The sequence below is a fragment of the Streptomyces sp. SP17BM10 genome (assembly GCF_036322405.1).
Lineage (GTDB): Bacteria > Actinomycetota > Actinomycetes > Streptomycetales > Streptomycetaceae > Kitasatospora.
The window spans coordinates 1-22,624 of record NZ_JAQYXB010000624.1 but is presented as its reverse complement, the minus strand read 5'-3'; the positions used below and the strand labels follow the sequence as shown (position 1 = coordinate 22,624).

Sequence of the window (22,624 nt, the reverse complement as noted above, 5' to 3'; positions counted from 1 at the left end):
CCCGGACGTCCCGACGTCCGGGGCCTCGAGCGTCTGCGACACTGGAACAACCATGCCTAAGCCCGGAGAACTCACCTTTGTCGCGCCGCGCGGCGCCAAGCCCCCGCGACACCTCGCCGACCTGAGCCCCACCGAGCGCAAGGAGGCCGTCGCCGAGCTGGGCGAGCAGCCGTTCCGCGCCAAGCAGCTCTCGAACCACTACTTCGGCCGGCTGTCGAACGACCCGGCGGGCTGGACGGACATCCCCGCCGCCAGCCGGGAGAAGCTCACCGGGAGCCTGCTGCCGGACCTGATGTCGGTGGTCCGGCACGTCTCCTGCGACGACGACGCGACCCGCAAGACGCTGTGGAAGCTGTTCGACGGCACGCTCGTCGAGTCCGTCCTGATGCGCTACCCCGACCGGGTCACCATGTGCATCAGCTCGCAGGCCGGCTGCGGCATGAACTGCCCGTTCTGCGCGACCGGCCAGGCCGGTCTGACCCGCAATCTGTCCACCGCCGAGATCGTCGAGCAGATCGCCGCCGGGATGCGCGCGCTCAGGGCCGGCGAGTTCGGGGCGCGCGGGGGTTCGTCCGCCGAGGACGGGAGCGGTCCCGGCAGCGAGGCGCGGCTGTCCAACGTCGTCTTCATGGGCATGGGCGAGCCGCTCGCCAACTACAACCGGGTGCTGGCCGCGATCCGACGGCTGACCGACCCGGCGCCGGACGGCTTCGGCCTGTCCCAGCGCGGCATCACGGTCTCCACGGTCGGCCTCGTCCCGGCGATGAACCGCTTCGCCGACGAGGGCCTCAGCTGCCGCCTCGCGCTGTCGCTGCACGCCCCGGACGACGAGCTGCGCGACGAGCTGGTGCCGGTGAACACCCGGTGGAAGGTCGCCGAGGTGCTGGACGCGGCGTGGAACTACGCGGAGAAGTCCGGCCGCCGGGTCTCCATCGAGTACGCGCTGATCAAGGACATCAACGACCAGGCGTGGCGGGCGGACCTGCTCGGCCGGCTGATCAAGAACAACCGGGTGCACGTCAACCTGATCCCGCTCAACCCGACGCCGGGTTCGAAGTGGACCGCCTCCCGGCCCGAGGACGAGCGCGAGTTCGTCCGCCGGCTCCAGGCGCACGGCGTGCCGACGACCGTCCGCGACACCCGCGGCCAGGAGATCGACGGCGCCTGCGGCCAGCTCGCGGCCGCCGGCTGAGGACCGACTAGCGCAGTCCGGCGGCGGCCAGTGCGGCCGTCGCCCCGCCGGTGACCAGCAGCGCCGTGCCGACCGCCAGCGTGCGCAGGGCGACCGCGCCGAACAGCAGCCGGGGTGAGGCGCCGAGGCGCAGCAGCGCGTCGGTGACGTCCCGGCGGTCGGTGCGGACCTCGGCGAGGCGGGCGGCGACGGCCGCGGCCGCGCAGCCGAGGACCAGGCAGGCCTCGACGGCGGGCAGGGCGTCGGCGCTGCCGGGGGTGCCGATCCAGTAGCGGACGGTGGTGAGCACCATCGCGACGACGAGGGTGAGCACGGCCAGCGGCGCGCCGAGGCGGCGAGCCTGGGCGGTGAGTCCGCGGCCGGCCAGCAGGCGCAGCGGGGTGGGCCGGCCGAGGGCGAGCAGACGGCCGGTCCAGGCGAGCAGCGGGCCGGTGATCAGGGCGAGGCCGAGGGCGCTCGCGGCCCAGCCGCCGAGTGCGGCGACGCTGGTGCTGCCGAGCCCGGCGGGCAGGTGGACCGGGCGGCCGTCGGCGGGGGCGCCGGGCCGCAGGGCGACCAGTTCGAGGGCGAGGCCGACCACGGCCAGGCCGATCGGCACGGCGATCCGCAGCGGCCCGAAGCCGGTGGGGGTGGTGCGGCGTCCGCCGGGCAGGGTCTCGGCGAACGGCACCGCGAACGCTGCGGCGATGCCGGCCGTGATCGGCACGAGCGCGAGCAGGGCGACCGGGGCGGCGGCCGGCAGCGGCACGCCCATGCCGAGGTCGGGGGCGAGCGAGGGCCCGGCGATGTCGTTGCGCAGGACCAGGAAGACGAGCAGGGTGAGCACGCTGCCGAGGGTGCAGGCGAGGGCGACCTCGCCGGCGATCAGGCCGCGGATCCGGCCGGAGCCGGCCCCGGCGGCGGTGAGGCCGGTGATCCGTTCGGGCCGCTGGGCGGGCACCGCGCGGGCGGCGACGGCGGCGAACCAGGCGACGGCGGCCAGCGGGGGCAGGCACCACAGCAGCCGCACGAGGGCGTCGGCGTCACCGGGCCTGTCGCTCATGGCCCGGCCGAGGGCGCGCAGCAGGAAGGCGGACACCACGGCGGAGGCGAGGGCGGTGAGCAGCCAGCGACCGAGGTCGGGCACCCGGTAGCCCCGGGCCAGGCGGAGATAGAACACGTCGACTCTTTCAGCGGCTCGTCGTCAGCGGCGGGTGGCCGAGACGGCCGAGGCGCCGGTGGTGCCCGGTGCGGCGGCGCCGCGCGGGACGGGGGAGGCGGGGGCGGTGAGCCGTCCGTCGACGAGGGCGACGGCGCGGTCCGCGAACCGGACGAGCTCCGGGTCGTGCGTGGCCAGGACGAGGGTGAGCTGGTGGGAGCGGGCCGCGCTGGTCAGTATCCGCAGGACCTGGTCGGCGGCCTCGCGGTGCAGCGGCGCGGTGGGGTCGTCGGCGAAGACGACGGGCGGCAGCGGGGCGAGCGCGCGGGCGACGGCGATCCGCTGGCGCTGGCTCTGCAGCAGCCGGTCGGGGCGGTGCCGGGCGATGTCGCCGACGTCGAGGCGTTCCAGCCACTCGTCGGCGGCCGTGTAGGCGGCCTTGTTGCCGGCGCCGGCGAGCAGGAGCGGCAGGGCGACGTTCTCCCGGGCGGTCAGTTCGGGCACCAGGTGGGGTTCGGAGCCGACGAAGCCGAAGCGGTCGCGGCGCAGCCGTTCGCGTCCGGCCCGGGTGAGGGTGTGCACGGGGGAGCTGTTGAACCAGACCTCGCCCTGGTCGACCGGGAGGAGGGCGGAGAGACAGCCGAGCAGGGTGCTCTTGCCGGAGCCGCGGGGTCCGGTGACGGCGAGGACCTCGCCCTCGCGGACGCCGATCGAGATGCCGCGCAGGGCGGGGGTGCCGTGATGGGACTTGACGATCCCCCGGGCCCACAGCACGTCGTTGTCAGGCGGTGCCGCTGACATGAGGTTCCATCCTGGATGGCCGCAGGGATATGACAGTCGTCAGATTAGAACGACCGGGACCCCGTGCGGTTGCGGCACACTGGTCCATCGCGGGCATATCACCCGCAATCAGGCATGGTTGGGTGTGAACGCCGACCGGAATCGACCGGGTCGACAGCCGTACGCGCCGAAGGGCGGCCCCGCGGGGAGCGGGGCCGCCCTTCGGCGGAGGGTGGGAAAGGGGATCAGACGATCAGAGCTTCGCCCACGCGTCGGTGAGGCTGGTCCGCAGGATCTGCTCGATCTCGTCGAAGGTCGACTGGTCGGAGATCAGCGGCGGGGCCAGCTGGACGACCGGGTCGCCACGGTCGTCGGCGCGGCAGTACAGGCCGTTGTCGAAGAGCGCCTTCGAGAGGAAGCCGTAGAGCACGCGCTCGGTCTCCTCGTCGTTGAAGGACTCCTTGGTGACCTTGTCCTTGACGAGCTCGATGCCGTAGAAGTACCCGTTGCCGCGGACGTCGCCGACGATCGGCAGGTCGCGCAGCTTGCTCAGGGTGGCGAGGAAGCGCGACTCGTTGTCGAGCACGTGCTGGTTCAGGCCCTCGCGCTCGAAGATGTCGAGGTTGGCCAGCGCCACGGCGGAGGACACCGGGTGGCCGGCGAAGGTGTAGCCGTGCAGGAAGGTGTTGTCGCCCTTGTAGAACGGCTCGGCGATGCGGTCGGAGATGATCGTCGCGCCGATCGGGGAGTAGCCCGAGGTCATGCCCTTGGCGCAGGTGATCATGTCCGGCACGTAGCCGAACTTGTCGGCGCCGAACATGGTGCCGAGGCGGCCGAAGGCGCAGATGACCTCGTCCGAGACCAGCAGCACGTCGTGGCGGTCGCAGATCTCGCGCAGGCGCTGGAAGTAGCCGGGCGGCGGCGGGAAGCAGCCACCGGCGTTCTGCACCGGCTCGACGAACACCGCGGCGACGGTCTCGGGGCCCTCGAAGAGGATGGCCTCCTCGACCTGGTCGGCGCACCAGCGGCCGTACGCCTCGGGGTCGACGGTGCCGTCGGGGCCCTCGAGGTAGTGCGGGGCGCGGTAGATGTTGGTGTTCGGGGCCTTGTGGGTGCCCGGCACCAGCGGCTCGAACGGGGCCTTCAGGCCCGGCAGGCCGGTGATCGACAGGGCGCCCTGCGGGGTGCCGTGGTAGGCGATCGCGCGGGAGATGACCTTGTACTTGGTCGGCTTGCCGATCAGCTTGAAGTACTGCTTGGCGAGCTTCCACGCGGTCTCGACGGCCTCGCCGCCGCCGGTGGAGAAGAAGACCTTGTTCAGGTCGCCCGGGGCGTAGTTGGCGAGGCGCTCGGCCAGCTCGACGGCCTTGGGGTGCGCGTAGCTCCAGATCGGGAAGAACGCGAGTTCCTTGGCCTGCTTGGCGGCCACCTCGGCGAGCTCGGTGCGGCCGTGACCGGCCTGCACGACGAACAGGCCGGCGAGGCCGTCGATGTACTTCCGGCCCTTGTCGTCCCAGATGTACGTGCCCTCGCCCTTGACGATGGTCGGCACGGGGGAGTTCTCGTACGACGACATGCGGGTGAAGTGCATCCACAGGTGGTCGTAGGCGGTCTTGGAAAGGTCCTTCTGGGCCGGGTCGGCTGTCATCGGGTGCCCCAGGTGTAGGTCTGTTTCCGGAGCTTCAGGTAAACGAAGCTCTCGGTGCTCCGCACGCCGGGAAGCGCGCGGATGCGCTTGTTGATCATTTCGAGCAGGTGCTCGTCGTCCTCGCAGACCAGTTCGGCCAGGAGGTCGAACGAGCCGGCGGTGCAGACGACGTAGTCGACCTCGTCGAGGGCGGCCAGTGCGTCGGCGACGGGTTCGATGTCGCCCTCGACCCGGATCCCGACCATCGCCTGGCGGGTGAAGCCGACGGTGAGCGGGTCGGTGACGGCGACGATCTGCATCACGCCCTGGTCGAGCAGCTTCTGGACGCGCTGGCGCACGGCCGCCTCGGACAGGCCGACGGCCTTGCCGATGGCGGCGTACGGGCGGCGCCCGTCCTCCTGGAGCTGCTCGATGATCGCCTTGGAGGCGGCGTCGAGGGGAACGCTGGCGTTCCGGTCGCGGTTGGCCACGCCGCAACTGTGCCTGATCGTTCCCGTGTTCGCAACCGTGGAAGCTGCTGATTTCGTCGCGATCTCCGAAATCGCGTACGGATTTCATCGCCTGACTGCTTCGGGGCTGTCGATCCCATCCGTCTTCCGGCTACCCTGGCACGGTACGCGCGCGGCGACGCAGCGCAGCGCGCGTTCCCCCACCAGTGGACCGCGGCCGCCCGGGCCCGGCCACTCGGCACCCTTCGTACGCCGCGGCCGCGGACGTACCATGGCGCCGGACTCTGCAACGCCGCAGGACCAGACCGAGGAGAGACCCCGTGAGCGACCTTCGCACGCTGCGCAACTACATCAACGGTGAGTTCGTCGACGCGGCCGACGGCCGCACGCTCGACATCGTCGACCCGACCACCGGCGAGGTCTACGCGACGTCCCCGCTGTCCGGTGCCGCGGACGTCGACGCCGCGATGGCCTCGGCCGCCGCCGCCTTCCCGATCTGGCGCGATGCCACCCCGAGCACCCGCCAGAAGCTGCTCCTGAAGATCGCCGACGCCGTCGAGGCGCGCGCCGACGAGATCGTCGACGCCGAGGTGCGCAACACCGGCAAGCCCCGCGCGCTGACCCTCTCCGAGGAGATCGGCCCGATGGTGGACCAGATCCGCTTCTTCGCCGGCGCCGCCCGCCTTCTGGAGGGCAAGGCCGCCGGTGAGTACATGGACGGGATGACCTCGATCATCCGCCGCGAGCCGGTCGGCGTCTGCGCCCAGGTCGCGCCGTGGAACTACCCGATGATGATGGCCGTGTGGAAGTTCGCCCCGGCGATCGCCGCGGGCAACACCGTCGTGCTGAAGCCCTCGGACACCACCCCGGCCTCCACCGTGCTGCTGGCCGAGATCATCGGCGGCATCCTCAAGGACCTGGAGCTGCCGGCCGGCGTCTTCAACGTCATCTGCGGCGACCGCGAGACCGGCAAGCTGATGGTCGAGCACCGCACCCCGGCGATGGCCTCCATCACCGGCTCCGTCCGGGCCGGCATCCAGGTCGCCGAGTCCGCCTCCAAGGACGTCAAGCGCGTGCACCTGGAGCTGGGCGGCAAGGCCCCGGTCGTGGTGTTCGAGGACGCCGACATCGCCGAGGCCGTCGAGGGCATCTCGGTGGCGGGCTTCTTCAACGCCGGCCAGGACTGCACCGCCGCCACCCGCGTGCTGGTGCACGACTCGATCCACGACGCCTTCGTCGAGGCGCTGGCCAAGGCCGCGGCCGAGACCAAGACCGGTGGCGTGGACGACGAGGACGTGCTGTACGGCCCGCTGAACAACGCCAACCAGCTGAAGCAGGTGGCCGGCTTCATCGAGCGGCTGCCCGCCCACGCCAAGGTCGAGACCGGTGGCCACCGGGTCGGCGAGCAGGGCTACTTCTACGCCCCGACCGTGGTCTCCGGCCTCAAGCAGGACGACGAGATCATCCAGAACGAGGTTTTCGGCCCGGTCATCACCGTGCAGCGGTTCACCGACGAGGACCAGGCCGTCGACTACGCCAACGGCGTCGAGTTCGCGCTGGCCTCCTCGGTGTGGACCAAGGACCACGCCCGCGCCATGCGGATGTCGCGCCGCCTGGACTTCGGCTGCGTGTGGATCAACACCCACATCCCGCTGGTCGCCGAGATGCCGCACGGCGGCTTCAAGAAGTCCGGCTACGGCAAGGACCTCTCGGCCTACGGGTTCGAGGACTACACGCGGGTGAAGCACGTCATGACCGCGATCTAGCGGGTCATGACAGTCGGGCGCTGTATGACCGCGATCTAGCGGGTCATGACAGTCGGGCGCTGTATGACCGCGATCTGACGAGCTACTGATCAGTTGTGTAAACCGACAATGGGCCCGGGTCCCTTCGACCCGGGCCCGTGTCTTTGCACCCTGTCGGCCGTTCGCGTGACCGGCTGACAAGATGGAACTGCACTTCGGTCACCGGACTCCCTAGCCTTACCGCATGAGCATCCCCACCGCTGACTCAGCCGCAGGCCAGGTCGTCAAGGCCGCCGACCGCGCGCACGTCTTCCACTCGTGGTCCGCCCAGGCGCTGATCGACCCCCTCGCGGTGGCCGGCGCCGAGGGCTCCTACTTCTGGGACTACGACGGGAACCGCTACCTCGACTTCTCCTCGCAGCTGGTGAACACCAACATCGGGCACCAGCACCCGAAGGTGGTCGCCGCGATCCAGGAGCAGGCGGCGAAGCTCTGCACGATCGCTCCCGGCTTCGCGGTCGAGCCGCGCAGCGAGGCCGCCCGGCTGATCGCCGAGCGCACCCCCGGCGACCTGGACAAGATCTTCTTCACCAACGGCGGCGCCGAGGCCAACGAGAACGCCATCCGGCTCGCCCGGCTGCACACCGGCCGGCAGAAGGTGCTCTCCACCTACCGCTCGTACCACGGCGCCACCGCCAACGCGATCGCCCTCACCGGCGACCCGCGCCGCTGGGCCAACGACACCGGCGTCTCCGGCGTCGTGCACTTCTGGGGCCCGTACGCCTACCGCTCCAACTTCCACGCCGAGACCGAGGCGCAGGAGTGCGAGCGCGCGCTGGAGCACCTGGAGCAGGTGATCGCGTTCGAGGGGCCGGGCACGGTCGCGGCCGTCATCCTGGAGACCGTGGTCGGCACGGCGGGCATCCTGATCCCGCCGCCGGGCTACCTCGCCGGGGTGCGGGAGATCTGCGACCGCTACGGGATCGTGTTCATCCTCGACGAGGTGATGGCAGGCTTCGGCCGGACCGGCGAGTGGTTCGCCGCCGACCACTGGGGCGTCATCCCGGACCTGTTGACCTTCGCCAAGGGCGTCAACTCCGGCTACGTGCCGCTCGGCGGCGTGGCGATCAGCGCCGCGATCGCCGCCGACTTCGACGAGCGGCCCTTCCCCGGCGGGCTCACCTACTCCGGCCACCCGCTGGCCTGCGCCTCCGCCGTCGCGACCATCAACGCGATGGCCGAGGAGCGCATCGTCGAGCACGCCAAGCACATCGGCGAGACCGTGCTCGGCCCCGGTCTGCGCGCGCTGGCCGAGCGGCACCCCTCGATCGGCGAGGTGCGCGGCCTCGGCGTGTTCTGGGCGCTCGACCTGGTCAAGAACCGCGAGACCCGCGAACCGCTGGTGCCCTACAACGCCGCCGGCCCCGCCAACGCGCCGATGGGCGAGCTGGCCGCCGCCTGCAAGCAGCGCGGGCTCTGGCCGTTCGTCAACATGAACCGCTTCCACGTCGTCCCCCCGTGCACCGTGACGGAGGAGGAGGCCAAGTCCGGCCTTGCGGTGCTCGACGAGGTGCTGTCGCTCGCCGACGCGCACACTGTCTGACGTAACGAATCGGACGGCCCCGGGCGCCTCGGTGCGCCCGGGGCCGTCCCACGCTCCGGAGGCCCCACCATGCCCAGCACCACCACGCTCCGCCGTCCGTTGAACTCCCGTGCGCTGCGCCGACGTTCGGTGCTCGGCGGCGGGGCCGCGCTGCTCGGCGCCGGCGCGCTGAGCGGTTGCGGCATCCCGTCCGCGTACGTGGCCGAGGACCGCCGCTCGGCGCCGGACCGCTCGGAGCGCGAGCGGCGGATGGCGTTCTCCAACTGGACGCAGTACATCGACGTCGACGACCAGGGCCGGCGGCCGACGCTCGACGCCTTCACCGAGAAGACCGGGATCGCGGTCACCTACACCGAGGACATCAACGACAACGACGAGTTCTTCGGCAAGATCAGCCCGGTGCTCACCGAGGGCGCCGACCCCGGCCGGGACCTCATGGTGATCAGCGACTGGATGGCCGGACGGTACGTCTCGCTCGGCTGGGTGCAGGCCATGGACCGGGCCAACCTGCCCAACGTCACGGCCAACCTGGACCCGCAGCTCGCCCAGCCGGCCTTCGACCCCGGGCGCCGGCACAGCGTGCCGTGGCAGTCCGGGATCACCGGCATCGCGTACAACCGCAAGGCGCTCGGCCGGGAGCTCAGGTCGACCGCGGACCTGTGGGCGCCCGACCTGAAGGGCCGGGTGACGCTGTTCGCCGGGCTGGACGAGGCGCTCGGGCTGCTGATGCTCTCCCAGGGCGCCGACGTCTCCCGGTTCACCGACGACGACGCGCACCGCGCGATGGACCTCGTCCAGAAGATGGTCGACAACGGCCACGTCCGCCGCTTCACCGGCAACGACTACACCAGCGACCTCGCCTCCGGTGCCGCGCTCGCCTGCCAGGCGTACTCCGGCGACGCCGTCCAGCTCACCGCCCAGAACCCGGACATCGCGTTCCTCGTGCCGGAGGAGGGCGCCGAGCTGTGGGCGGAGAGCCTGATGATCCCCAACCGGGCCGAGCACAAGCGCAACGCCGAGCTGCTGATCGACTACTACTACCAGCCGGAGGTGGCCGCCGAACTCGCCGCCGCCGTCCAGTACATCTGCCCGGTGCCGGCCGCGCGCGAGGTCCTCGCGGCGAGCGGCGACAAGGACAAGGCCGAGCTGGCGGAGAACCCGCTCGTCTTCCCCACGGAGGAGATGCGCGCCCGGCTGCGCACCATGCGCGACGTCACCTCGGCCGAGCGGCCCGCGCTGCACAAGGTCTGGGGGCGCATCACCGGGGTGTGACCGCCGCCTATCGGCGGACGGCGTCGAGGGCGAGCAGCGCCACGTGCAGGGAGAGGCAGGACTCCACCTGGTCGAGGTCGACGCCGAGGATCCGCTCGACCTTGTGCAGGCGGTCGTAGAAGGACGGCCGGGACAGGTGCGCGGCGTCGGCCGCGGCGGACTTGTTCCGGCCCTGCTCCAGGTAGATCCGCAGCATCCGCACCAACTGGCCGTTGTGCTCGGCGTCGTGGGCGAGCAGCGGGCCCAGTTCGCGCTCGACGTAGGTCTGCAGGCGGGCGTCGTCGCGCAGGAGGTGCAGAAGGCCGCGCAGGCGCACGTCGGGCAGCCGGTAGTAGGACGACGCCCGGGCGCCGGGCGCGTCGTGCAGGGCCGCGTCGGCGACCTGGGTGGCCTCCAGCAGGGTGCGCCGGGCGTCGCGGACCGAGCCGACCGAGGAGCCGACCGCGACCACCGGTCCCGGCCCTGGGGAGGCGTCGCGCGAGGCCTCCGCCGCCATCCGGCGCAGCGTGGCCGAGAAGGAGTCCAGCGCGGCGTGCTCGTCCTGCTGCGCGCCGAGCGCGATCAGGACGCCGACGCCCTCGTCGTCCAGCGCGCCGACCAGGGCGGACAGCCGGCAGGCCCGGACGGCGCCGGCGGCGAGCTCGGTGAAGTCGCGCAGCCGGGCCTGCGCCTCCAGGGCGGCCGGGATCGGCCCGCGCCGTTGGCGCAGCACGACGCCGACCAGCCGGCGGCCCTCCAGCGGGACGCCGAGCGCCTGGGCGCGCAGGGCCGCCTCGGAGACGGTCAGCGCGTGGGTGAGGATGCCGGACAGCAGGGTGCGGTGGGTCTGCCGCTCCAGGCTCTCCCGGTCGCGGACCACCAGCCGGTTGAGCGCGAGGGCGGAGGCGCCGCGCTCCAGCAGCATGGCGTGCGGGTGCGCCTCGCCGGCGGGCAGTTCGCCGGGTTCCTGGACGAGCACCAGTCGGCCCCAGTCCTGGCCGCGGGCGCCGACCGTCGTCACCAGCCAGCCGCTGCGCGGGTCGTGGCCGGTGCGGCCGGGCGGGCGGACCCCGCGTGAGCGGCGCTCCCAGTCCTCCAGCAGCTCGGCCTCCGGGCGGGCGGCGGCGTCGTGCGCCAGCACCTGGTGGGCGAGGTTCTCCAGGACGACGGGCGCGCCGGCGATCCGGGCCACCTGGCGGATGACCTCGGGGGGCTCGGCGCCCTCGACGACCAGTTCGTTGAACACCTGGTGGACGGCCTCGGAGGCGCGCAGCTGGTCGAGCTGGGCGTTGACGACCAGGGCGTGGACGGCCTCGGTGACGGCGACGAAGCGCAGCTCGCGGCGCAGCGCGACCAGTGGCAGGCCGCGTTGCTCGGCGGCGTGCACCAGGGCGCGGGGGAGCGTGTCGAAGTAGCGCCGGCCGAACTCGATGACCAGTCCGGCGACGCCGACCTCGGCCAGCTCGCGGACGTAGCGGGCGAGACCTTCGCGGTCCTCGGGCAGTGCGATGCCGGTGGTGAGCACCAGCTCGCCGCCGCGCAGCATCCCGGCGACGTCCGGCAGTTCGCTGACGTGGACCCAGCGGACCGGCCGCTCCAGGTGGTCGGCGCCGGCGACGACCTGGGGCAGTCCGCGCCGCATCACCTCCAGGTCGAGCACGCGGGCGACGGTGGGGAGCATCGCGGGGCCTCCAGCCGGGCTGTCCGGCCCTTCAGGGGCCGCTCGGGAATCCAGAGTGTCAGGTAAATCATCCATCGTGGCGACGACCTGTTGCCCTGCGCGAACCCTTGCACCTTGTAAGGCGCTTCGTGTCGAGACTGCCGGAGTGAGCCTTGTCACGCCGACGCGCCAACCGGCATGGTCAGCGGGTCGGCCGTGGCGAAAAACGAATCCCGGGCCGGAATCCGTCGCGACCACCCCACGCGGCGCCGGAATCCCCCGTCGGAACCCCGTGGGACCGCCAGGATCGCGTGACCACCGTGATCGACGGACCGGGTTCCCCCACCGCGACGGCGCGCCGCGCCGCATGCGGTCGTACCACCGGCACCACCTTGGAGGAACCAGATGGACCTGACCGACTTCGGCGCCGGCGCGCAGTACATCGCGGGCCGCCAGCGCCCGGGGAACGGCGAGCCTTTCCAGGTCGTCAACCCCGCGGACGGCAGCGTGGTCGAACAGGTCGCCCTGGCCACCACCGCGGACGTCGACACGGCCGTGGCCGCCGCCCGGGCCGCCCTGCCCGGCTGGGCCGCCGCGACCCCCGGCGCCCGCTCCGAGGCGCTGACCCGGCTGGCCGCCGTCCTCACCCGGGCCGGCGACGACCTCGCCCGGGTGGAGACCGCGCAGACCGGCAAGCCCGTCCGGCTGGCCACCGAGTTCGACGTGCCCGGCACCGTCGACAACGCCGCCTTCTTCGCCGGGGCCGCGCGCAACCTGGAGGGCAAGGCGGCCGGCGAGTACTCCGGCGACCACACCTCGTACGTGCGGCGCGAGCCGGTCGGCGTGGTCGGCTCGATCTCGCCGTGGAACTACCCGCTGCAGATGGCGGCCTGGAAGGTCCTTCCGGCGATCGCGGCCGGCAACACGATCGTGCTCAAGCCGGCCGAACTGACGCCGCTGACCTCGCTGATGTTCGCGAAGGCGTGCACCGAGGCCGGCATCCCCGACGGCGTCGTCAACGTCGTCACCGGCGCCGGGCGCACGGCCGGCGAGCACCTCGTCGCCCACCCGGACGTCGCGATGGTGTCCTTCACCGGCTCCACCGCGGTCGGGCGCAGGGTCGCCGAACTCGCCGTCGCGGGCGTCAAGCGCACCCACCTCGAACTCGGCGGCAAGGCACCGTTCGTGGTCTTCGACGACGCCGACCTCGATGCCGCCGTGCACGGCGCGGTTGCCGCGTCGCTGATCAACGGCGGCCAGGACTGCACCGCCGCCACCCGCGCGTACGTCCAGCGCCCCCTGTACGACGCGTTCGTGGCCGGCGTCGCCGAGCTGTACGCCGCCGTCCGCGTCGGCGACCCGCTGGACCCCCGCACGGACCTCGGCCCGCTGGTCTCGTACACCCACCGGGACCGCGTGGCCGGCTTCGTGGAGCGCGCCCGCGCGTACGCCACCGTCGTCACCGGCGGCCGCATCCCCGCGAAGGGCCACGACGGCACCGACCTCACCCGCGGCGCCTACTACCCGCCGACCCTGATCGCGGACGCCGCCCAGGACAGCGAGGTCGTCCAGGGCGAGGTCTTCGGCCCGGTGCTCGTCGTGCTGCCCTTCGACACCGACGACGAGGGCCTGCGGCTGGCCAACGACACCCCCTACGGCCTGGCCGCCTCCGCCTGGACCACCAACGTCCACCGCTCTCTGCGCGCCACCCGGGAGATCGCCGCCGGGTGCGTGTGGGTCAACGACCACATCCCGATCATCAGCGAGATGCCGCACGGCGGCTACAAGGCCTCCGGCTACGGCAAGGACATGTCCCAGTACTCGCTGGACGAGTACACGCAGGTCAAGCACGTCATGTTCGACACCACCGCGGTGGCCCGCAAGGACTGGCACCGCACCGTCTTCGGCGACAGATGACCCCCGGCCGGCGGGTGCCCCCCCACACCCCCGACTTCCCCCAGGAGGCCCGTTCCATGGCGTTCAACGAGCTCACCGACGGTCTGCCCGAACCGGTCCGAAGGGCCTGGGAACGCAGCCTGACCAGCGGCAGGGCCGCGATCGGCCGCCGCACCCTGCTGCGCGCCGCCGCGCTGACGGCCGGGACCGGCGCCCTGGCCGCCTGCGGCATCCCGGCGGCGCCCCGGGTGAGCGGCGACTCGAGCGCCAACGCGGCCGAGGACCACTCGGCCGGCGAGAAGGAGGTCGCCTTCTCCAACTGGCCGCTGTACGTGGACACCGACGAGAAGGACAAGCAGAAGCACGGCACCCTGGACGCCTTCACCGCGGCCACCGGGATCACCGTCAAGTACACCGAGGACGTCAACGACAACGTCGAGTTCTTCGGCAAGGTCAAGCCGCAGCTGGCGTCCGGCCAGGACACCGGCCGCGACCTGGTGGTGCTCACCGACTGGATGTGCGGCCGGCTGATCCGGCTCGGCTGGGCGCAGAAGCTGGACCCGGCCAACGTCACCACGGCCATCACCAACGTCGAGGCGCGCTTCCGCGCCCCCGACTGGGACCCGGGGCGGCTCTACACCTACCCGTGGGCCGGCATCCAGGTCGTCGTCGCCTACAACAAGAAGGCCACCAAGGGGAAGGAGGTCACGAGCGTCTCCCAACTGCTCGCCGACCCCGAACTCAAGGGCCGGGTGACCTTCCTCTCCGAGATGCGCGACACGATCGGGATGGTCCTGCTCGACATGGGCAAGGACCCGGCGAAGTTCACCGCCGACGACTACGCCGCCGCCATCGCCCGGCTGCAGAAGGGCGTCGACGACAAGCAGATCCGCCGCTTCACCGGCAACGACTACGGCCAGGAGCTCTCCTCCGGCGACATCGCCGCGTGCGTCGCGTGGGGCGGCGACCTGATCCAACTCCGCGCCGACAACCCGGACATCGAGTTCGTCATCCCCGAGAAGGGCTACGTCGCCTCGACCGACAACCTGCTGGTCCCGGCGAAGGCGCGGCACAAGGCGAACGCGGAAAAGCTGATCGACTTCTACTATCAGCCCAAGATCGCGGCGCAGTTGGTCGCGGGCATCGGCTACGTCTCGGCCGTCACCGGGATGAAGGACGAGCTCGCCACGCTCGCCCCGGACACCGCGGCCAACCCGCTGGTCGTCCCCACCCCCGAGATGGCGACGAAGGCGCACGTGTTCCGCACCCTCACCGAGGGCGAGGAGAGCGACTTCGAGGAGAAGTTCTCCAAGCTCATCGGTGCCTGACCAGCCCCCGGCCGAGACCGCAGAAACCAGGAAGACACCCCAGATGACAGACCAGCAGCGCGACGCGGCCGGCGGCGACGTCCGCCTCACCGGCATCGGCAAGACCTACGGCTCCTTCACCGCCGTCCACCCGCTCGACCTGACCGTGCCCCAGGGCTCCTTCTTCGCCCTGCTCGGCGCCTCCGGCTGCGGCAAGACCACCACCCTGCGCATGATCGCCGGGCTGGAGGAGCCCACCAGCGGCACCGTCCTGATCGGCGGCCAGGACGTCACGGCCCTGCCCCCGTACAAGCGGCCGGTCAACACGGTCTTCCAGAGCTACGCGCTCTTCCCGCACCTCGACATCTTCGAGAACGTCGCCTTCGGCCTGCGCCGCCGCGGGAAGAAGGACGTGAAGAAGCAGGTCGAGGAGATGCTCGAACTCGTCGAACTCGGCCCGTACGCGCGGCGCAAGCCGCACCAGCTCTCCGGCGGCCAGCAGCAGCGCGTCGCCGTCGCCCGCGCCCTGATCAACCACCCGCAGGTGCTGCTCCTCGACGAGCCGCTCGGCGCCCTCGACCTCAAGCTCCGCCGCCAGATGCAGCTGGAGCTCAAGCGGATCCAGACCGAGGTCGGCATCACCTTCGTCCACGTCACCCACGACCAGGAGGAGGCCATGACGATGGCCGACACCATCGCGGTGATGAACGGCGGCCGGGTGGAGCAGCTCGGCGCCCCCGCCGACCTGTACGAGAACCCCGCCACCACGTTCGTGGCCAACTTCCTCGGACAGTCCAACCTGCTGCCCGCCGAGGTGACCGGCGGCGACGGCGACGACCTGCTGCTCACCGTCGCCGGCGCCCGGCTCGCCGTGCCGAAGGCGCGCTGCTCCACCGCGGCCCGGCAGGTCCACCTGGGCGTCCGGCCGGAGAAGATCACCATCGAGCACGGCTCGGCCGAGGTCGCCGACGGCCGCAACCGGCTGGCCGGCACCGTCCTCGACTCCAGCTTCATCGGCGTTTCCACCCAGTACGTCGTGCGCACCGACGGCGGCCAGGAGGTGACGGTCTTCGAGCAGAACATGGAGCGCGACGCCCGGATCGTCCCCGGCGCCCCCGTCGTCCTGCACTGGAACCCGGCCCACTCCTTCGCCCTGGACGCCGCGCAGGCGATCGACGCGGGCACCGCGGAGGAGGCCGCGTGACCGCCACCACCCCGGCCGCCGCGATCCCGCTGAAGGACCCCGGACCGAAGCCGAAGCGCAAGCTCACCCCGTACTGGCTGCTGCTGCCCGGCATCGCCTGGCTGGTCGTCTTCTTCGCCGTGCCGATGCTGTACCAGGCGTCCACCTCGCTGCAGACCGGCTCGCTCGAAGAGGGCTTCAAGGTCACCTGGCACGTCTCGACCTACTGGGACGCCCTGGTCGAGTACAAGTGGCACTTCGTCCGCTCGTTCTCCTACGCCGCCGTCGCCACCGTGCTCTGCCTGGTCATCGGCTACCCGCTCGCCTACACGATCGCGTTCAAGGCGAGCAGGCGCTGGCGCAACGTCATCCTGATCCTGGTGATCGCGCCGTTCTTCACCAGCTTCCTGATCCGCACGCTCGCCTGGAAGACGATCCTCTCCGACGGCGGCCCGGTCGTCGGCGCGCTCAACGCGCTGCACGTCCTGGACGTCACCAACGCGCTCGGGCTCACCTCCGGCGACCGCGTGCTCGCCACGCCGCTCGCCGTGGTCTGCGGCCTGACCTACAACTTCCTGCCGTTCATGATCCTCCCGCTGTACACCTCGCTGGAGCGGATCGACCCGCGCCTGCACGAGGCCGCCGGCGACCTCTACGCCCGGCCGTTCACCACCTTCCGCAAGGTGACCTTCCCGATCTCGCTGCCCGGCGTCGTCGCGGGCACGCTGCTCACGTTCATCCCGGCGTCCGGCGACTACATCAACGCGCAGCTGCTGGGCTCGCCGAGCGAGCAGATGGTCGGCAACGGCATCCAGAAGCAGTTCCTGAACGTGCTCGACTACCCGACGGCCGCCGCGCTGAGCTTCATCCTGATGGCCCTGATCCTGGTCATGGTGACGGTCTACATGCGCAAGGCCGGGACGGAGGAGCTGGTCTGATGTCCCGCATCTTCACGTGGATCCGCGCCCACCTGGTCGTGCTGGCCGGGCTGGCGGCGCTCGCCTACCTGGTGCTGCCCAACCTCGTGGTGCTCGCCTTCTCGTTCAACAAGCCGGCGGGCAAGTTCAACTACGAGTGGAACGAGTTCTCCACCGACGCCTGGACGAACCCCTGCGGCGTGGCCGACATGTGCCAGTCGCTCTCGCTCAGCCTGCGGATCGCGGTGCTCGCCACCGTCGGCGCGACCGTCCTCGGCACGATGGTCGCCTTCGCCCTGGCCCGCTACCGCTTCCGCGGCCGCGCCGCCACCACGGCGATGATCTTCCTGCCGATGGCCATGCCCGAGGTCGTCATGGCCGCCTCGCTCGGCACGCTGTTCCTCAACATGCGGATCCCTTTCGGCTTCACCACGATCCTCATCGCGCACGTCATGTTCTGCCTCAGCTTCGTGGTGACGGCGGTCAAGGCGCGCGTGATGAGCATGGACCCACGGCTCGAACAGGCCGCCCAGGACCTGTACGCGACCCCCGTCCAGACCTTCCTGCGGGTCACGCTGCCACTGGCCGCCCCCGGCATCGCGGCCGGCGCGCTGCTCAGCTTCGCGCTCTCCTTCGACGACTTCATCATCACCCAGTTCAACTCGGGCCCGACCACGGTCACCTTCCCGATGTTCGTCTGGGGCGCCTCGCAGCGCGGCATCCCGGTGCAGGTGAACGTCATCGGCACCGCGATGTTCATCGCCGCCGTCGCACTGACCGTCGGCGGGCAGTGGCTCGGCAACCGCCGGAAGGCCACCGCCTGACGCGGGGAGGGCCACCGCTGACGTGGGTTCGGACAGCGGTGGCCCGTCAAACCATCACCTATCCGTAGAAAGTGGCTGATAATGCATGGACTCCGCCCGCGCACTCAGTGACGCCAGGCCCACCCCCTTCTGGCTGGAGGACCCCGGCCGGCCCGCGGCGCAGCCCGCCCTGGTCGGCGACACCGTGTGCGACCTGCTGGTCGTCGGGGGCGGCTACTCCGGCCTGTGGACCGCGCTCATCGCCAAGGAGCGCGACCCCTCGCTGGACGTCGTCCTGGTCGAGGGACACGAGGTCGGGTGGGCCGCGTCCGGGCGCAACGGCGGGTTCTGCGCGGCCAGCCTCACCCACGGCTTCGGCAACGGCCTGCAGCGCTGGCCCGCCGAACTCGCGCAGCTGGAACGCCTCGGCGCCGCCAACCTCGACGGCATCGAGGACACCCTCAAGCGCTACGGCATCGACGCCGAGTGGGAGCGCACCGGCGAGATCGACATCGCCACCCAGCCCCACCAGGTCGAGGAACTGCACGAGATCGCCGAGGCCGTGCGTGCCCACGGCATCGACCTCACCGTCCTCGACGCCGACGAGCTGCGCACCGAGGTCGACTCGCCGACCTTCCTCGGCGGGCTCTGGGACCGCGAGGGCGTGGCCATGGTCCACCCCGCCAAGCTCGCGTGGGGCCTCAAGGAGGCCTGCCTCGGCCAGGGCGTGCGGATCTTCGAGCACACCCGGGCCACCGACCTGCGCCAGTACGGCAGCGGCACGGCCGTCCGCACGCCGTACGGCCGGGTGTTCGCCCGGCGGGTCGCCCTCGGCACCAACGTCTTCCCGTCGCTGGTCAAGCGGGTGCGCCCGTACGTCGTCCCGGTGTACGACTACGCGCTGATGACCGAGCCGCTCAGCGCGGAGCAGCTCGCCGCGATCGGCTGGCGCGGGCGGCAGGGGCTCAGCGACAGCGCCAACAAGTTCCACTACTTCCGGCTCTCAGCCGACAACCGCATCCTGTGGGGCGGCTACGACGCGGTCTACCACTACGGCGGACGCGTCCGGCACGAGTACGACCAGCGGCCGGAGACCTTCCGGACCCTGGCGCACAACTTCTTCCGCTGCTTCCCGCAGCTGGAGGGCCTGCGCTTCACGAACGCGTGGGGCGGCGCCATCGACACCTGCAGCCGGTTCTCGGCGTTCTTCGACACCGCGTACGGCGGCCGGGTCGCCTACGCGGCCGGCTACACCGGCCTCGGCGTCGGGGCCACCCGCTTCGGCGCCGAGGTGATGCTCGACCTGCTCGCGGGCGAGCGCACCGAGCGCACCTCCCTGGAGATGGTGCGCCGCAAGCCGCTGCCGTTCCCGCCCGAACCGGTCCGCTGGGCCGGCATCGAGATCACCACCCGCTCCTTGCAGCGCGCGGACCGCAACGGCGGCCACCGCGACCTGTGGCTGCGCACGCTGGACCGACTGGGGCTCGGTTTCGACAGCTGACCCCGCTCGGAGCCGACATCCACGGATTTCCGTCCGAGTCGGTGTAAGAGAGACCCGCCGTCCACCTCTCCTTGGTGGCGGCGGGTCTCGGTATCCCCGCCGTGCCCTGGACAGCACGAGCGCCACGAAGCGGGGACAGACATGGAAAGCACCACCGGACTGCACTGGCTCGCCCAGGCGGCACCCGACCCGGCGGGCTTCCGGGCGCAATGGGAGCGCACCGGACTGGGCCTGATGCTGCTGCCCGCCGGCCGCCGCTGGGACGTCCTGTCCGTCCCGGCCCGGCTCGGGCGCCCGGCCCTGGACATCCTCGACGGCGGCCTCTGCGGGCCGGCCCTCGCCGACTTCGGGGACGAGCACGTCAGCTTCCTCGTCCCGGTCGGTACCGCAGCGCGCTGGGTCGGCACCGGCGTGCGGTGCGCGGGGGAGGGCACCTGGATCGTCGTCCCGCACCCCGAGCGCAGGAGCCGGGGGGTGCGTTGGCTGGTCCCGCCCGACGGGTCCGGACGGCTCAACGACCCGGTGCTGCTGGAGCTGGCCCTCCACGAGGCCGCCGCGGGGCTCAGCGACTGGTGACGGGCGCCGCCCGGCCGGCCCCGCGCCCCGGCAGGTGGCGCGGGCGAGGGGCGGTCGCGGCAGACTGGAGGCGTGACCACCGCCCCGGACGCGCTCGATCCCGTCCTCCGACCGGGCCCGGCCCAGCTGCGGCTCGCCGAACTGGCCGCGCCCCTGTGCGACCGGTACGGGCTCGCGCTGGCCGGCGGTCACGCGCTGCGCGCCCACGGCGTGGCGGCCTGCGACCAGGACGGGCTCACCCTGGTGACCGACGGCACGGAACGCGGCGGGGCCGGGCTGCCGGAGGTGGCCGCGGTGCTCGCCGCCGCCTACCGGGCGGCGGGCGGCGAGGCCACCGAGCGGCCCGGCACACCGCGGCTCGAACAGCTCGCCGTCCGGCTCGGGCTCGGCGGGCGGATCCACTCGGTCGAGCTGCGCAAGGAGCCGCTCGCGCACCGGGCGGTGCGGCTGGTGCTCGGGCCGGGTGCGGAGGGGGAGCCGGGTGCGTCCCCGTCGCTGGACGTGCCGGTGCCGGTGGTCCTGCCGGTCGTCGCCCTGGAGGACGCAGCGGCGCTGACCACCGCGCTTCTCGTCGACCGGGGCATGCCGCGCGACCTGATCGACGTCCACGCCCTCACCGCCAACTACCGCCCAGGCGAACTGGTGGCGCTGGCGAGCGCGCTGGACAACGACTTCCAGCCGACCGCGCTCGCCGAGCGGCTGGAGACGCTGGCCGAGGCGGCGGACGGCCGGTTCCGCGCCCGGGGCTACGCCGTCGACGCGGTGCCCGGGCTGAAGCGGTGGGCACTGGAGTGGGCGCAGGACCTGCGGCTGGACCTGCTGGAGACGCAGGAGGCCGCGGACGGGCTGCACGACCCGTACCTGGAGGACCCGGAGCTGGTCGACACCGCGGACCTGGACGACCTGCCCGACGACGAGGGCTGAGCGCTTCCGCGCACCGACCGGTTCCCCCGTCCGGCCCAGCGACCGGACGACCTGTAAGGCTGAATCCCGGATCCCCGTCAGCCTGTTCGTTGAGGCCGGGCCCGGCGGCCACCAGACTGGGTGACGAGCGCGGTAGCCCCGTGATTCCCGTCGCCCAGCCCACTCGCGGGCGGCGCCAGACAAGGGACCGGCGGCAGGACGCCGCCCGGGACTTCGGAGGCAGACGGACCTTGAGCAAGCACATCACCCACTGGATCGGCGGCGAGCCCGTCGCCACCGCCGGCGCGGCCCCCCGCCGCGGCGACCTCTTCGACCCGGCCACCGGCCAGGTCACCGGCCAGGTCGACTTCGCCGGGATCGCCGAGGTCGACCAGGCCGTGGCCGCCGCGGCCTCGGCCTTCGCGGACTGGCGCACCGCCTCGATCGCCAAGCGCACCACGGTGCTCTTCGCCTTCCGCGAGCTGCTCAACGCCCGCCGCGACGAGCTGGCCCGGATCATCGTGTCCGAGCACGGCAAGGTCCACTCCGACGCGCTCGGCGAGATCGCCCGCGGCCTGGAGGTCGTGGAGTACGCGTGCGGCATCCCGCAGCTGCTCAAGGGCGGCTTCACCGAGCAGGCGTCCACCGGCATCGACGTCTACTCGATCCGCCAGCCGCTCGGCCCGGTCGCGATCATCTCGCCGTTCAACTTCCCGGCCATGGTGCCGATGTGGTTCTTCCCGCTCGCCATCGCGGCCGGCAACACCGTGGTGGTGAAGCCGTCCGAGAAGGACCCGTCCGCCGCGAACTTCCTCGCGGAGCTGTGGAAGGAAGCCGGGCTGCCGGACGGCGTCTTCAACGTCGTGCACGGCGACAAGGTGGCCGTCGACCGCCTGCTGGAGCACCCGGACATCAAGTCCGTCAGCTTCGTCGGCTCCACCCCGATCGCCCGCTACGTCTACGAGACCGGCACCCGCTACGGCAAGCGCGTGCAGGCCCTCGGCGGAGCCAAGAACCACATGCTGGTGCTGCCGGACGCGGACCTCGACCTCGCCGCCGACGCCGCCGTCAACGCAGGGTTCGGCGCGGCCGGCGAGCGCTGCATGGCCGTCTCCGTCCTGGTCGCGGTCGACCCGGTCGGTGACGAGCTGGTCGACAAGATCAAGCAGCGGATGGCCCGGCTCAGGGTCGGCCCCGGCTGCAACGGCGACTCCGAGATGGGCCCGCTGGTCACCGGCGTCCACCGGGACAAGGTCACCTCCTACGTCGAGTCCGGCCTCGCCGACGGCGCCGAGCTCACGGTGGACGGCCGGAAGCACCCGATCACCGCCGAGGACGAGAACGGCGCCCCGACGGCGGACGGCTTCTGGCTCGGGCCCACGCTGTTCGACCGCGTGCAGCCCGGCATGTCCGTCTACAACGACGAGATCTTCGGCCCGATCCTCTCCGTCGTCCGCGTGTCCTCCTACGAGGAGGGCGTCGCCCTGATCAACGCCAACCCGTACGGCAACGGCACCGCCATCTTCACCAACGACGGCGGCGCGGCCCGGCGCTTCCAGTACGAGGTGGAGGTCGGCATGGTCGGCATCAACGTGCCGATCCCGGTCCCCGTCGCCTACTACTCCTTCGGTGGCTGGAAGGCCTCCCTGTTCGGTGACACCCACGCGTACGGCGCGGACGGCGTCCAGTTCTTCACCCGGGGCAAGGCCGTCACCCAGCGCTGGCTCGACCCGTCGCACGGCGGCATCAACCTCGGCTTCCCCACCAACAGCTGAGCCTCCGCTCCGCAGGACAGCCGGCCGGGCCCTTCCCCCCAGGGCCCGGCCGGCTCTTCTTCGGCGCCCAGTTGTTCGGCGCTCCGTCGCATCCGCTTCACCCTTCCGTGCACTTCGTTTGCATCGGGGGCCGGGCACGCGTAGAGTTCTCCGAGTTGCCTGGCAGGGAGCACCGGACACGCATCGGCGCGGACGGTCCCGGGGCGGCCAATCCTCTGAAACACCACTTCCCAGCTCGGGCCGGGTCGCGTCTTGTCTTGTCGCGGCCTGGTGCGTATTCGGCGTGTGCGTTTTATT

Annotated in this window: 18 protein-coding genes; 13 read left to right on the top strand and 5 right to left on the bottom strand. The window is 71.9% G+C overall.

The window, feature by feature from the left end:
* Positions 1 to 52 precede the first annotated feature (52 nt).
* Positions 53 to 1,192, top strand: a complete 1,140-nt coding sequence (gene rlmN / locus PUR71_RS26710; RefSeq protein ID WP_329929689.1) for a 23S rRNA (adenine(2503)-C(2))-methyltransferase RlmN — start codon at positions 53 to 55, stop codon at positions 1,190 to 1,192.
* A 7-nt stretch (positions 1,193 to 1,199) separates the two neighbouring features.
* On the opposite strand, the gene PUR71_RS26705 is transcribed toward rlmN, so the two are convergent.
* The 4 genes from PUR71_RS26705 to PUR71_RS26690 all read right to left on the bottom strand — a co-directional run bounded on the left by PUR71_RS26705 (position 1,200) and on the right by PUR71_RS26690 (position 5,228).
* A complete protein-coding gene (locus PUR71_RS26705; protein ID WP_329929688.1) occupies positions 1,200 to 2,351 on the bottom strand; it encodes a hypothetical protein in 1,152 nt (383 codons plus the stop codon).
* Positions 2,352 to 2,375: 24 nt separating this feature from the next.
* The gene (locus tag PUR71_RS26700) at positions 2,376 to 3,131 is read right to left on the bottom strand and encodes an ABC transporter ATP-binding protein (RefSeq protein ID WP_329929687.1); all 756 of its coding nucleotides are present in this window, start codon (positions 3,129 to 3,131) and stop codon (positions 2,376 to 2,378) included.
* Positions 3,132 to 3,363: 232 nt separating this feature from the next.
* Positions 3,364 to 4,758 (bottom strand): aspartate aminotransferase family protein, encoded by a 1,395-nt coding sequence (locus PUR71_RS26695; protein WP_329929686.1) that lies wholly within the window; start codon positions 4,756 to 4,758, stop codon positions 3,364 to 3,366.
* Complete coding sequence (locus PUR71_RS26690; protein WP_030306695.1) at positions 4,755 to 5,228, bottom strand: Lrp/AsnC family transcriptional regulator; 474 nt, start codon at positions 5,226 to 5,228, stop codon at positions 4,755 to 4,757. The genes PUR71_RS26695 and PUR71_RS26690 overlap by 4 nt, the downstream gene beginning before the upstream one ends.
* 299 nt (positions 5,229 to 5,527) lie before the next feature.
* On the opposite strand from PUR71_RS26690, the gene PUR71_RS26685 reads away from it, so the two are divergent.
* The 3 genes from PUR71_RS26685 (at position 5,528) to PUR71_RS26675 (ending at position 9,827) form a co-directional block, all read left to right on the top strand.
* The gene (locus PUR71_RS26685) at positions 5,528 to 6,973 is read left to right on the top strand and encodes a gamma-aminobutyraldehyde dehydrogenase (protein WP_329929685.1); all 1,446 of its coding nucleotides are present in this window, start codon (positions 5,528 to 5,530) and stop codon (positions 6,971 to 6,973) included.
* A gap of 223 nt (positions 6,974 to 7,196) precedes the next feature.
* Positions 7,197 to 8,555, top strand: coding sequence for an aspartate aminotransferase family protein (locus PUR71_RS26680; protein ID WP_329929684.1), 1,359 nt, complete (start codon positions 7,197 to 7,199; stop codon positions 8,553 to 8,555).
* A 69-nt stretch (positions 8,556 to 8,624) separates the two neighbouring features.
* Entirely contained in the window at positions 8,625 to 9,827 is a 1,203-nt protein-coding gene (locus PUR71_RS26675; RefSeq protein ID WP_329929683.1) for a polyamine ABC transporter substrate-binding protein, read from the top strand.
* A gap of 7 nt (positions 9,828 to 9,834) precedes the next feature.
* Here PUR71_RS26675 and PUR71_RS26670 read toward each other — a convergent pair whose 3' ends face one another.
* The gene (locus tag PUR71_RS26670) at positions 9,835 to 11,487 is read right to left on the bottom strand and encodes a PucR family transcriptional regulator (RefSeq protein ID WP_329929682.1); all 1,653 of its coding nucleotides are present in this window, start codon (positions 11,485 to 11,487) and stop codon (positions 9,835 to 9,837) included.
* Between the two features lie 384 nt (positions 11,488 to 11,871).
* On the opposite strand from PUR71_RS26670, the gene PUR71_RS26665 reads away from it, so the two are divergent.
* The 9 genes from PUR71_RS26665 to PUR71_RS26625 all read left to right on the top strand — a co-directional run bounded on the left by PUR71_RS26665 (position 11,872) and on the right by PUR71_RS26625 (position 22,327).
* Positions 11,872 to 13,383, top strand: coding sequence for a gamma-aminobutyraldehyde dehydrogenase (locus tag PUR71_RS26665; protein WP_329929681.1), 1,512 nt, complete (start codon positions 11,872 to 11,874; stop codon positions 13,381 to 13,383).
* 56 nt (positions 13,384 to 13,439) lie between these two features.
* Positions 13,440 to 14,690, top strand: a complete 1,251-nt coding sequence (locus PUR71_RS26660) for a polyamine ABC transporter substrate-binding protein (RefSeq protein WP_329929680.1) — start codon at positions 13,440 to 13,442, stop codon at positions 14,688 to 14,690.
* 43 nt (positions 14,691 to 14,733) lie between these two features.
* The gene (locus PUR71_RS26655) at positions 14,734 to 15,873 is read left to right on the top strand and encodes an ABC transporter ATP-binding protein (RefSeq protein ID WP_329929679.1); all 1,140 of its coding nucleotides are present in this window, start codon (positions 14,734 to 14,736) and stop codon (positions 15,871 to 15,873) included.
* A complete protein-coding gene (locus PUR71_RS26650; RefSeq protein WP_329929678.1) occupies positions 15,870 to 16,790 on the top strand; it encodes an ABC transporter permease in 921 nt (306 codons plus the stop codon). Before PUR71_RS26655 ends, PUR71_RS26650 begins: the two co-directional genes overlap by 4 nt.
* Positions 16,790 to 17,593 carry an ABC transporter permease gene (locus tag PUR71_RS26645; RefSeq protein WP_329929677.1) on the top strand — a complete coding sequence of 268 codons (804 nt, stop codon included), beginning with the start codon at positions 16,790 to 16,792 and terminating at the stop codon, positions 17,591 to 17,593. The genes PUR71_RS26650 and PUR71_RS26645 overlap by 1 nt, the downstream gene beginning before the upstream one ends.
* Before the next feature lie 85 nt (positions 17,594 to 17,678).
* Positions 17,679 to 19,073 carry an NAD(P)/FAD-dependent oxidoreductase gene (locus PUR71_RS26640; protein WP_329929676.1) on the top strand — a complete coding sequence of 465 codons (1,395 nt, stop codon included), beginning with the start codon at positions 17,679 to 17,681 and terminating at the stop codon, positions 19,071 to 19,073.
* 141 nt (positions 19,074 to 19,214) lie between these two features.
* The gene (locus tag PUR71_RS26635) at positions 19,215 to 19,649 is read left to right on the top strand and encodes a hypothetical protein (RefSeq protein WP_329929675.1); all 435 of its coding nucleotides are present in this window, start codon (positions 19,215 to 19,217) and stop codon (positions 19,647 to 19,649) included.
* A 72-nt stretch (positions 19,650 to 19,721) separates the two neighbouring features.
* Positions 19,722 to 20,573: a hypothetical protein gene (locus PUR71_RS26630; protein WP_329929674.1), complete on the top strand. Its 852-nt coding sequence runs from the start codon at positions 19,722 to 19,724 to the stop codon at positions 20,571 to 20,573.
* A 230-nt stretch (positions 20,574 to 20,803) separates the two neighbouring features.
* Entirely contained in the window at positions 20,804 to 22,327 is a 1,524-nt protein-coding gene (locus PUR71_RS26625) for a CoA-acylating methylmalonate-semialdehyde dehydrogenase (protein WP_329929673.1), read from the top strand.
* Positions 22,328 to 22,624 lie beyond the last annotated feature (297 nt).